7 protein-coding genes are annotated in these 12,579 nt (G+C 42.0%); all 7 read right to left on the bottom strand.

Annotated elements, in window-relative coordinates:
- Nucleotides 1-47: 47 nt before the first annotated feature.
- Nucleotides 48-1,880 carry a glycoside hydrolase family 2 protein gene (locus JL001_RS13265; RefSeq protein WP_200976702.1) on the bottom strand — a complete coding sequence of 611 codons (1,833 nt, stop codon included), beginning with the start codon at nucleotides 1,878-1,880 and terminating at the stop codon, nucleotides 48-50.
- 35 nt (nucleotides 1,881-1,915) lie between these two features.
- Entirely contained in the window at nucleotides 1,916-4,048 is a 2,133-nt protein-coding gene (locus JL001_RS13260) for a beta-L-arabinofuranosidase domain-containing protein (RefSeq protein WP_200976700.1), read from the bottom strand.
- Nucleotides 4,049-4,131: 83 nt separating this feature from the next.
- Nucleotides 4,132-6,654 (bottom strand): glutaminase family protein, encoded by a 2,523-nt coding sequence (locus JL001_RS13255; protein WP_200976698.1) that lies wholly within the window; start codon nucleotides 6,652-6,654, stop codon nucleotides 4,132-4,134.
- A 39-nt stretch (nucleotides 6,655-6,693) separates the two neighbouring features.
- Nucleotides 6,694-8,784 (bottom strand): hypothetical protein, encoded by a 2,091-nt coding sequence (locus tag JL001_RS13250; RefSeq protein WP_200976696.1) that lies wholly within the window; start codon nucleotides 8,782-8,784, stop codon nucleotides 6,694-6,696.
- A gap of 18 nt (nucleotides 8,785-8,802) precedes the next feature.
- Nucleotides 8,803-9,867: a family 43 glycosylhydrolase gene (locus JL001_RS13245; protein ID WP_200976694.1), complete on the bottom strand. Its 1,065-nt coding sequence runs from the start codon at nucleotides 9,865-9,867 to the stop codon at nucleotides 8,803-8,805.
- Nucleotides 9,868-9,982: 115 nt separating this feature from the next.
- On the bottom strand, nucleotides 9,983-10,687 hold the full coding sequence (locus JL001_RS13240) for a DUF3823 domain-containing protein (protein ID WP_200976692.1): 705 nt from the start codon (nucleotides 10,685-10,687) through the stop codon (nucleotides 9,983-9,985).
- A 24-nt stretch (nucleotides 10,688-10,711) separates the two neighbouring features.
- Complete coding sequence (locus tag JL001_RS13235; protein WP_200976690.1) at nucleotides 10,712-12,577, bottom strand: RagB/SusD family nutrient uptake outer membrane protein; 1,866 nt, start codon at nucleotides 12,575-12,577, stop codon at nucleotides 10,712-10,714.
- Between the last annotated feature and the right edge of the window lie 2 nt (nucleotides 12,578-12,579).

The following is a 12,579-nucleotide window of genomic DNA, read 5'->3' as shown; positions in this document are numbered from 1 at the left end:
GTATGATTGATCATATAGCCCCTTTTATATTATTTCCCTAGAATAAATTACTCAGCTTCATATAGCTGATCATGAACTTTCTTTAAAAACGCAGGCGTTAATTTGATCACTTTTCTATCATAAGTCATCAGTCCATTGGTTTCTACCTCCACATCTGTGGTTTGTGTATAGACCGCTGCAGAGAGCCCTTTCGGGATCAACTTAACCAAGTCGTCCATCAACTTTGAATAACGGTCCTCTAACTCTTCAACAGACTTAAAACTCTGATAACCCCAGTTGTCTTTTTCTTGCCAAGTATGTCCATCAACCGGCAACCCAAGCCCACCAAATTCACCTAAAGTAATGACTTGATCTTTTCCAAAAAACTTAGGGTTAGGCATTGCTGGATTTGGATAGTTGTGTAAATCCATAATCTGACCAACAGGGAAGAAATTGCCACCACTGGCACCATTCACCAAACGGCTTTGGTCATAGTCCATGGTCCATTTCACAATTTCTTCAGTTTTAAATTGGCCCCACGCTTCATTAAATGGAACCCAGACAATGATTGATGGAAAGTTATAGAAATCATCCATGATTTCTTTCCATTCTGTTTTGTAGATTTTTTCTGATTCAGGAGTTCTATCTCTTTCTGTCCCCACACCCACGATTCCTGGACGAGGGTTCCATTGGTTGCCCATATCTCCACTTGGCATGTCCTGCCAAACTAGCATCCCCATCTTGTCACAGTGATAATACCATCTTGCAGGCTCTACTTTCACGTGTTTTCTAATCATGTTAAAACCCATTTCTTGAGTCTTGATGATATCAAAAACCAAAGCTTCTTCATTTGGCGCAGTATATAATCCATCAGGCCACCAGCCTTGGTCCAGCGGACCATACTGGAACACAAATTTGTTATTCAACAACATGCGTTGTACACCATCATCGTCCAACTCCATGCTCACCTTTCTCATGGCAGCATATCCTTCAATTTGGTCCACAACACGATTTCCACTCACTAAGCTAACTTCCAAATCATAAAGAAAGGGGTTACCAGGCTCCCACAACTTGGCATTTTCAATTGGCAACACTGCTTCCTCACCCACAGCAACGACTTTCTCTGACACAACTTCACCAGCCGACAGTACCTTAACCTTTACCTTATGGCTGCTTTGGGCACTTTCCACTTCCGTTTCAATGGTCAAGGTACCTGCATCAATGTCAGCTGTGTTTTTGGTGGAAACAATATGGCTGCTTGGAACATTCTCTGTCCAAACTGTCTGCCAGATTCCTGTTACTGGAGTATACCAAATACCATGTGGCCTGTTCACTTGCTTCCCTCTTGGCTGAGGACCTTCATCCGTAGGATCCCAAACTCTTACCACCAACTCATTTCCTTTTCTGCCTTTCAAAGCATCGGTAATATCAAAAGAAAAGGGAGTATACCCTCCTTGGTGTACACCAACAGATGTACCATTAACAAAAACTTCTGTCTCCCAGTCCACTGCTCCAAAGTGCAAAAGAACCCTTTCTTTGCTTGATTTTTTGGCCTCAAAAGTGGTCTTGTACCACAGCTCTTGATCCTTCCCTACTGTTTTTCCCACTCCGGATAAGGCTGACTCTACCGCAAAAGGTACCAAAATCTCACCTTCGTATGAACTCGGTGCATTACCTCCCTTGCTTTGAATTTGATAGCTCCACAAACCATTAAGGTTCTGCCAATTGTCTTCCCTCACCATATGAGGACGAGGGTACTCTTGGTGTACATTTTCGGGATTTACCTGATCAGCCCATTCGGTCATGATCTTCCCTTCTGCAGGCGCCCAGCTTCCTTCCTGCGCCCAAGCTAGAGACTGGGCCAGCATCAAGCCTGCACCAATTAGGATTGATTTTTTCATTTCGGTCTATTTTAGTTTGATAGTAATTGTTTTCTCTATTTCAATTCTGGAAAAGCACTGATTCTAAGTCTTGCTGCTCCCATTGGAATTAATTCTACTTCTTCCTCAGGTGAAGTGGATGTTTTTGGTAAGTCTTTAAGCTCACCGACCAAACCGTGTTCATCCAACCTCCATTCAGAAATTTGCTTTGCCTTGGCTTTAATTACAATCGGAACACTTTCGGGTGTAAAAGGGAATTCTGATGATGGCCAAGCGCGTTCCACAACTTCAAGAGACTTTTCGGGATTTTTCTTATCTACCACCAAGCTGTAGTTCCAGACAGTGGTAGGTCTTATTTCCCAAGAAGGCCACTTCTGTGTATCTGCCCCTTCTTGCCATTTCGAATCCCAAATAGCTGTTTGGTCACTTTCTCTCTTAACATAATCTTCTCCTATTTTCAGGGAATAAGTCAAAGGGCCTCGGCTAACGCTGAAGCTATTGCTGTTTTTTTCCCATGTTTCCACTTTTATGTCCATTGGTAAGGTCAGTGTAATTTGATCTCCGGATTTCCACTCTCTGTCAATCTTAGCAAAACCGACTTTAGAAATATCAGACTTTACCACATCACCATTGATGGTAATCTTTGCATTTTTTGTCCATGCAGGAATTCTTAAATACAATGGAAAACTGATCACCTCATCCATCTTCAAAGTAAAATTCAATTGACCTTCAAAAGGATAATGAGTCTCTTCTTTGATTGTCACTTCAGTGCCTTCCTTGCCCACTTTTGCAGTGACAGTATTGGGGCCATAAATAGCAGCAACCAAACCATTGTCCGGACTTGCCATCCAAAGATTTTCCACAAAATAAGGCCATCCTTGGGAATGATTGTGTTGACAACACCTGGAACTGAAAGGATTCATCATCAAGAAAGGCCCGCTATTCGCAATACCCGGAGCATGGTTTTCTGCATCCAACAAGACCATATTGGGAGAGGTAATGTAGTGCAAGGACTTAAAGTCTGGCATAACCGCTGCAGGGTAAATATTGTAAGCTATCTCCTCAGCATGATCTGCCCAAAATGGATCACCCGTAATTCTCATTAAATGTTCATCAGAATTCATCTGCTCCACAATCCCACATGTCTCTATTCCTTGTCTTGGATCAGCGTAACCTGGGCGGGCATTCTCGTCACTTCCAAACATCCCTCCTGGAACCTGGCCAAAATGCTCACGAATAATCTCAAAATTTTCATAACTGGCTTTTAAATGCTGTTCGTCATGGGAAAGTAAAGCGTACTGAGCAGGTTCTCTGAAAGCTTGTGCATGATTGACGTTATGCCAATCAATTTGGTCCCTGTACCAGTCAGGCACCTCTCCTCCATTTCTGACTTCATAATAATTATGAATATCCTTGATGTCATGCTGCCTGCCTACCCAATCAGAAGTATTTCGATGGATTTTCTCAGCCAAGTCCAACAGAAACTTATCTCCAGTGCGGTTATATAGCCACAAAACACTATGCAAATTATCCCCACCCCTCAACTTCTGCCAATAACCATTTAGAAAATTTTCATCTGGCACTGTAAGTTCATACTTAAAATAATTTGTCATCAGCTCAATCACTCGCTCATCGTGGGAGTATTCATAATAAGATTGCAAACAATAAAGCATGATCATATTGGCCCAAAAATCGTGATTGTCTCCATCAAAATGACGTGGGCCAAAGTTCCCGTCCTCCCTCTGGCTGGCTATGGTTCCTTCCAACCAAACCATGGCCTCATCTATCATCTTTTGATCTTCCAACAAATAGCCAATGTTCGCATAGCCTTTCAACCAATAAGGTACTTCCTCCCAGCCCCAATTTCCTTCTCCATTTTCATTGAGCCAAGCATTGTCTTCCTTTTGAAGCCAGGCACTGATCTCTCCCAAGTGACCTGTTAAGCCATTTTTTTGACGAACTAGGTATTCCTTGAGAAAGCCCTCAGGCTTGACTGATCCTACAGGAAGTTTTATCAAAGCACTTGGTTTTAGAGGTGCCCGATTACTGATATAATGTGCATTAGTAGTGGTCGTATCTATCCGTTCTACCAAGGAGATTGAACTTGTCTGCTCTACCTTATTGCAAGAAGCAAGAAGAACAAATGAGAGGACAGTCGCAAGGGTTTTTAGTTTTGGGTATTGTATCATGATTTAATCTAAAATATAGGGCTTAAAGAACATTGTAAAAATTGGCTCTTGTCTTCCTTGCAGGAAGACAAGAGCCGAATCACTTATTGTTTCAAAAGGACATCTTTCAAAACTGGCATGTAATAGCCTCCCACCACTGATCTTGCTCTAAAACCAACAGAGGTTGAATTGGTAGTTTCGTGCCAGTCACTAACTGGAATCCTATCTGGAGTTTCATTGATATAGGTAAACATCGGGTCAATCAAGGCCTTTTCGTCTTCCTCGCTGTTGGCCATAGCTGCTGTCCAAATCACCCAATCTGACTTCGTATAGGTTTTTCTGCTATCAAGAGGCAAACCATATTCTTCTTGCTTGGTCAGGTAATAGGCAATTTCTTTTTCAGCCACTTCTTTAGGGAAGATCTCCAGTCCCAGCAACTCATTCCAAACCAAATTATACTTTTGGCTCCAGGTTCCTTTTTTGTCAAAAGTCAAGCTGTAGTGATCTCCATCTTCCGCCTTTTCCATCCACTTCTGTGCAAAATCTTTGGCCATCGCAGTATATTTCTTTGCTTCTTCAGTTTTGCCCAAGGTTTCTGCCATTTGTCCATATGCTGCTATTGCTAGTATAGCTTTTACAGAAAGGTTGGCATTATGGGCCAAATGACCAGCAAAGTCATCTGTACAAAGTTGGTTGGCCGGATCAAAACCTTCATTTGCCAAATACTCCACCCAAGTGGTCATCACCTCCCAATGTTTATTCGCATAGTCTGCATTACCTTCCACTTTAGCTATGGCGCCAGTCAATAAAAGCATGTTACCCGCTTCCTCCACAGGCATATCTTCCCCATAGGTTTGACCATTGGCCAAAGGATAAGTTCCTACATCATGGGCAGGAAAGGGTTTTGCCCACTTGCCACTTTCACTGTAATAATAAATAGGCTCCAACATGCCCTTCAGCAAATCAGGATTATAAATCAAAAATAAAGGAGCGGAAGGATAGGTCACATCCACGGTTCCTATTGAACCATTACTGAAGTTCTCTTTAGAAAAGAAAAACAACTCCCCATTAGGGCCTTCTACGGTTTTGTGGGCAGAAACCGCCTGACGATATACCAAAGCGCATATTGCAGCATAATCAGCCCCTCCTGCTTCAAGGGCATCTTTATACAATTTCTGATCAAAAGCTTTGCTTTCAGCAATCAATTTACTGTAATCACTTTGGGCAGCCTGAAGCATTTGCTCTGTGCTCATCCCATATTTTTTCCACCATGCTTTCAGGTTCTCATTGAAAAATTGTACTGCATACAAGTCATCATAAGCTAAGGTGACAAAATTTTCCACTGCCTTACTCCCTACTTTTCCGAAATCAAATGATACCGCTTGGGTCATCATCTTATCATCCAAGGCTACTGGCTTTGTCGAGGCATCCGCTGAATTGAGTTTTCCTTTAGTTACGAATTCATTGATTGACTCCTTGTTCATGCCAATCAATGAGGTAGTATTCTCTTGGTCATTGGTAGCAAGGTATAGGTATCCCCAATCAATCCTGATGTTGTCTCCTTTCTTTTCCAAAATTGGCTGGGTACTGGTTCCCAACTTCATTACCTGCAAACCTGCAATATCGGGCCTTTCCCAAGTAACTTCCTGATTAAGCGTATTGACAGCTAAGTTTCCAGCAGCACTAAAATACACCTGTACATCATGCGCTGCTCCATCTTTGGAAGCCACTTCAAAGCTGATGTAATTGGCGGGACGGGTCATGACCTCCATGTTATCAGGAAGCATTGGTGCTGTAAAAGTCACACCTAACTTTACATTCCCACATTCAAAAGTATAAAAGGTCTGGGTTGCCCTTACTTCAGCATGGGTTTGTTCAGCTTGACCGATTTGCACAGAAGGAGGAAGGACTTCCACCAAACCAGCGTCCAGAAAAGCACCTCCTGCCGTGTTTTCACAATGGATAGCCATTACATTTCTTCCTACTTTTAAGGCTTTCTTCGCTTCTTCCTTAATGGCCAGGGTAGCCGGACTGGACACCCAACCTTCTTTTTCATAAGCCAAAACACCATTGAGATAAACTTTTACATTATCATCATGATGAATATTCAAAAGCAAATCATGGAAATTAGTGCTCTCCAATTCAAAGGTTCTTCTCACCCAAATATTCTCTGTATTCCATTTGTTGGGAGCAGGACTATCATCTCCATTGGTAAATGCCCCTTTGGTAACCTTCCATTGGTTTCCTTCTTCATAGCCCAGGTTTATCCACTTATCAGCTGGCTTCTCTAAGGTATATTTCCAGCTTCCCTTCATTCCAGTCATCGGCAATACCGCTCGGGTTTCAGTTACTTCCTCCCCCAAAAAATAATAGGACATTCCGTCTACTCTTATAATTCCTTGCAAGTCATTTTCCTTGCCAGTCCAATGTTTGGTAGCCTCACCATTGAGTTGATCTCCCATACTCCAAACGCTGAAATATGGGTCCACAGAAATCAATGGGTAAGCTGGAGGTCTGATAGCTGTGCTTGTCTCCAACTCAAGCCCAAGCTGCTTTTCCTCAGCCCGCTGGCATCCTACCAAGGAGAGGATCAGCACCCCTAGGAGAAGAAAGGTCAATTTATTCATCTTGAAAATCATGTTTAATAGGTTTTATTCTTAATCATATTATTCTATCCAAACTGGCTGGGTGAAAGCTCCATTTGCAGCAATGTCCCACACCTCTACCCTTACCCAAGTACGGTTCTTTAAATCTATTGAAAATTCAAAATTTTCAGTACCAAATACCCGGGTTTCACTTAAGTCAATTTTCTCCCTGAACACTTCCTCTCCGTCTCCGGATACGATCTCCAAATAATTTAGTGGAAAAGTCCATTCCGCTTTCAATTGGATTATAGCTTTTCCTTTTGAGTCCAAGGAGATCACCTCTCCGCTAGGCTTTTCATTTACTGAAAACTCAGGTAATAAAACTTCTCCTGTAGTCACAAAAAATTTCCCGTTTTCCATGGCGTCAAGCACTGGTTGCCAGCCTTCTTCAAACTTGGGCAACTTATCCATTTGAAGGTAATTAATGTTCATGTGGCCATAAATCTCATAATCTGGCTCTAACTTAAAGAGATCTGCTTCACCAATCACATACTTCCTTTCTCCCCAATTGGCCATGTCATCCATCAAATGAAGAACCCTTCTCCCCATATTGGGAATGGACAAATCAGCTGGAATAGCCTTCCATGCAGCCCCATTAAACCGATCAGAATGGAAAAATGCTTCTTCTTTATATCGATCTGGAAAGCCTGTTGAGCCTTTTGTTCTGGCATGGGCAGTCCAAGCCAAGCCTTTTTCCTGTTCCAGCAGTTGGAGCATCTCTTCTTGGTTTCCTACACGATAAACTTTGCCATATTCTTCTGTCTCTTCCACAAAAGGTAAATCAGACTCTCTCGACATGATCCAATAAACAGGGTTTGGGAATAAATTCATCCAATGCCCACCAAAATGAACATTTGGCTCCTCTCCCGGAAGCATGAGAAAATCTCCACCTGAAAGCCGCGCACACTCCTCAAACATCAACTTCAGTTCTGGCAACCTTCGCGGGCCAATGTCTCTAGGGTTACCTGCCAAATGGTACTCTCCCAAATGCATGATATTAACACCCATGCTTCGAAGCGCTTTCACGTGGCCCGGTATATCAGGTATTGGCTTATGGGTGAGCACATCATCCATGTGCTCGGTATGAAAATGGCTAGCCATGGTTCGGTAGCCTGCTAATGGTTTATAGCTATCCTCATGTGTAAAAGCTTTCACGTTTTCCAAAACTTGTCCATCTTTAGTTTCACTGAGATAGACGAAAAAATTAAGTCGCTGCTCAGTACCTGGAGGGGCATTGAACCATGGCACATGTCTGTTGTCGCCCATGGGATCTTGTCGAATGCCAATACCAAATTCTGAACTCTGCCCCCGATAATTCTTACCAAACCACACATACTTCAAGTTATAGGCATTGTCCAAAGGGTAAAAATATTGATGTGGTGGAGGAAAAACTGCCAAACTTCCCTGTTCTCCTTCTGCTATGATCGTCCTGTATTTTACAGCCAAACTCTCTGCTCCAGCTCCCTGTCCACCCACTTTACTGGATTGTAAATAGCCATCGGTATCTGACCAAAAAACCTCATCAAAAGAATTGTCATCACTTACTAGACCTGCATCATAAATGATAGCTTTGGCGTCTTCATCCGTCTTCATTACAGCAGCCATATTGACCAAGGAACTACCATGATACAAGGTTATCTCAAGCCAACCTGAAAAATTCCCGGCGCTCATTTTATCAACCCGTACTATTGTACGCTCGCCATGGCTCTTTACTTCAATATTCTCCGCTTCCAAAAGTACCTTAAGGGTTTCAAAAGGCTTATAAGCTGTGCGGTCAAAAAATATATTCCATCCACTCTCCTTGCTTAAATCCCGTTCTCCAACAGTCAATAAAAACAATGGATCAATATTCCTTCCGATTACCTTTGATTGGTCGCCCTTCCTCAACTGGATACTTTCCAAAAGTGAGGAGTTTTTGTTTAGGTTAAATACTATTTGGGCTGTTTTATCTTCTTCTGCCGGCCAGTTTACCTGCAGTAATTCTCCTTCTTCTGTGACAGTTGCTCCATTTTTGACTTTAAATCCAGAAAGGTCAACCTTAACCTGACCAAAAAGGGAAGTGTTGATACTAAGTAAAAAAAGGAAACATGTTGTTTTAAAAAGAGTATACATAGGTTATTTGGTTAGTGATCAAAATTGGGGTCCTTCATTTAATTTGGTACTGGGCTCTTGTCGAAAGATGCTTGGCCATCCATCCTTCCAAAGGATTTTGTCCAGAAGTAAAGTCCGCCTGTTGGTTCCGTTATTGGTACGAGGTTTGTTTTTGAGCATTCCATGATACAACAACCAGTCTTCTCCCTCTTGATCGGTGATGATTTCTGCATTGTGCCCTGGCCCTGCAAAACCTGTACTTCCAAGATTTCCTTTTACTACCAATTCTCCAAAATGCCCGTCCAGCAACTTATTGCCAGACCTGTCCAAATAAGGCCCTTCCAACTTAGCTGATCTTCCTACCCATACCTGATAAGAACTATTGATTCCTTCACAGCACGAACCATATGAACCGAATAAATAGTAAAACCCATTTTTCTTGAATACATAACTGGCTTCCAGATGGTCTCCCGCTACCTGGACTTTCTCTCCCACAGTAGCTTTTCCGTCATCAGAAAGCTTAATCATGTACAATCCCCTGAAGCTACCCCAGAAAAGGTATTTCTGGCCATCTTCTTCAAAATAAAAAGGGTCTATTGAATTACTTACCCCAATACTATGAGAGTCAAAAATTTTTCCATAATCCACAAAAGGTCCTTCTGGTGAACTGGAAATGGCCAGTCCAATCCCAGGATTGGCATCTCCCCAAGTGGAATAAGAATAATACATATAAAATTCATCCCCCACTTTACTGACGTCCGGGGCCCAAATACCGCCTTCTGATTTCCAGGTCGGCTTCGCCTTCAAGGCATCTGCTACCCATTCCCACTCAATCAGGTCTTTTGATCTAATGACAGGTACAAGGTGATAGCCTCCTTCATTTCCCCAATTGTCCTCGGTGCCATAAGCATAGAAATAGGCTCCATCCTGGACTACGGTTGGGTCAGCCAAAACAGGCTCAAAAACAGGGTTGATGTATTTTCCCTCTATCTTCTCATCACCCTTATCATCTGTCACAGGTGCAGCATCTTGAGCATTACTCGTGCAGGCCACAGCAAAAATCAAGATGCTGAATTGCAACATGGATAAAAAGTTTTGCTTCATAGGTTTTTGGGGTACTTTATAAAATATAATAAGTTTTATAAACGTCATTGCAAGGAAGCCAAGGTATCGGATAACCAATTTACTTCGCCAACTTGCAATGACGTATTATAATTAATTAGAAATCTACTCTTTGAATTGGTGAAAACAGCATATCCTCCACTCCATCAATTCTTACTCCCACCCTAGCAAACACATAACTTTGGGATGGTGTCATATCCGGAACATTGGTACTCAATTGAATATTGCTTAAATCAGCAATGTCTCCACCCCCAAGTCTTGAAGAACTAATACTCGTTCTTCCATCTACAAAAGCCGTTTTGCTTAAATACAGAACTACTTCATTCACACCTCTGGCATTAGAGTCAGTAATGATCTGCTCTAAGGAAAAATCAGCATTTACTGTGCTGCTGTTTCCATTTATGTCCACATTCCTCATCATGTAATACGGCATCACTTCAATGTCCATATTCAAACTTCCTCTTAAGTTCAAAGGAATGGTATCTGAACTGGTTTCTGTATTGGGTATATTCATAAATGGTCCTTGATTGGCCGGAATGATCAGTTTATAATCTCCCGCAAACAATAGTGAGGAAAAGGATCCATCTTGATCCACCGCCACACCAATGTTACCAAATGTCTGCCATCCTTCTTCCCATAATTCAAAATAAACGTCATTGTAACTTACGCCAATGGGCTCACCTTGATAAACCAAATTACCTTCGAACAGCAATTTTGGTTCATCATAGTTATCATACTCGCATGATGTCAGACCCAATGTCAGACAAAAGAGCCCAGCTATATATTTGATACTATTTTTCATGAATTTCATAATTTAAAGGTCCTCTTATTGGTTAGGGTTTCTAACAATCTTAGGGTTGGCGTTTCGAACGTTATCCCCAATGAATGAGTAGTAATTTCCTAGACGGAACCGGTGAGGATTAAACACTGGATTTGGTTTGAATTCCTCAAATATCCATTTCTCATGGTTAGGACTTCCTGGATCATATACTTTATAAGGCTTCAGTCCAAACACGCGGGTACTTACCGCTAAAGCGTCACCCGGTTCATTGGTCAAGTCAACCGATTCTCCGTTCCAAACCCTATGAGCCAATCTCCATCGCTTATAATCCCAAAGGATATGGTTTTCGAAGGACAACTCTACTTTTCTCTCATGAACAATTCTATCAAAATCTATTTCAGATGGTGTCAAGTCAGTTGGAAATCCTGCTCTCCTTCTTACCTGATTCATGTATTCAGCAGCTTTCGTATTATCTCCTAACTCATGAGCAGCTTCTGCTGCATTCAGTAAAATCTCAGCATACCTGAATCTAATCCACCATACTGCACTACCAGTACCTCTTTGTCCAGAACCAACTGAAGTATCTACATACTTTCTCAAATAGAAGCCATTCTGAGCAGACCACTCCAAATTATCAATTGGTCCATCAAAACCAACCACTTGATCTGTAGACCCATTTGGCAGAGCGGCTCTTCCTCCCAACTGATCAGAAGTAATCACGGTACCATCTTCCGCTTTCCAGCCTGCCCAAATATCTACTGGGCTACCTCGGAATGTTGAGCCGGGTAAAATCACAGTCCCTGCTAATCTAGGATCTCTTCCTGCGAAAATATCTATTTGATTATCATAATAAATAGGATTACCCTCGGCATCTTCCGTAGGAAGCGGTGCGAAAGTATTGTCCAGCAATTCAAATGATTGTACCAAATTCAGCGAAGGATTCATTTTTCCACCGACTGTATTTTCTTCTCTCAACGACCTCGGAATATTTTCAATGGTAAAACCATGTGTCCTACCTTGAACCAAGAAGTCCTTTGCCAAAATCACCTCATTGTTAGCCGATTTATTTAAGAAGATATTGGTGTAGTTTTCAGATGGGTCAGGATCATTTTGATACAATTCGTAAGTACCCAAGCCCATTACTTCCTCAGAAGCTCTCAAAGAAATCGTGTAATATTGATTGGCCATGTCCGCTGGAATTCCCACTTCATCTCCTGGCAAGGAAACATTTGGGGTCAGCTGTCCATAATTGGCAATGGATCCCGCATACAATGCCGCTCTTGACTCCAATGCCAAAGCAGCCCCAATAGTAGCTCTTGACCTTGTCCCTCCATTAGGGAGATCTCCTTTTATATCTTCCATCTCTTGGATGATATAATCATAAATCTCATGTTCTTTGGCTCTAGGATATTGCAAATAAGTTGGGTCTCCGCTATAATCATATTCCAAAGACTCCAAGATCAAAGGCACACCTCCCATTCTTTTTACATGTTCAAAGTAAACCATAGCACGGATAAACTTAGCCTCAGCTATAAATTGAGCCCTTACACCAGGATCCAATTGATCAGCAACTTCCGCCTTTTCAATGAACAGGTTAATATCTCGGATATAGCCATAATCCCACATTCCCCAGTCACCATAACCATAATCCACATTTTGGTGTCGCCAATAATCCCCCGCATTGGATGCAAAGGTTTCGTCAAAATTGGCGTACTCCCACCATCTTTCAATCGTTTGATAATCGGGAAGCCTGTTGTATAAATCTGCCAATACGGACAGCACCAAGTCTTCATTTTCCCAAACCTGATCTTCCAAAAGTATATTTTGAGGGTCGCGGTTCAAGAATTCCTCATCATTACATGCAGTTAATAAAATCATGCATGCTAAAATGCTATATATGTATTTTTTCATGT

The organism is Echinicola sp. 20G, from assembly GCF_015533855.1.
Taxonomy (GTDB): Bacteria; Bacteroidota; Bacteroidia; order Cytophagales; family Cyclobacteriaceae; genus Echinicola.
This window is presented reverse-complemented; position numbering and strand designations above follow the sequence as displayed.

Coding starts and splice junctions, on each gene's coding strand:
- JL001_RS13250 (WP_200976696.1), bottom strand. CDS start 8,784: ATGTATACTCTTTTTAAAACAACATGTTTCCTTTTTTTACTTAGTATC.
- JL001_RS13240 (WP_200976692.1), bottom strand. CDS start 10,687: ATGAAAAATAGTATCAAATATATAGCTGGGCTCTTTTGTCTGACATTG.
- JL001_RS13245 (WP_200976694.1), bottom strand. CDS start 9,867: ATGAAGCAAAACTTTTTATCCATGTTGCAATTCAGCATCTTGATTTTT.
- JL001_RS13235 (WP_200976690.1), bottom strand. CDS start 12,577: ATGAAAAAATACATATATAGCATTTTAGCATGCATGATTTTATTAACT.
- JL001_RS13265 (WP_200976702.1), bottom strand. CDS start 1,880: ATGAAAAAATCAATCCTAATTGGTGCAGGCTTGATGCTGGCCCAGTCT.
- JL001_RS13255 (WP_200976698.1), bottom strand. CDS start 6,654: ATGAATAAATTGACCTTTCTTCTCCTAGGGGTGCTGATCCTCTCCTTG.
- JL001_RS13260 (WP_200976700.1), bottom strand. CDS start 4,048: ATGATACAATACCCAAAACTAAAAACCCTTGCGACTGTCCTCTCATTT.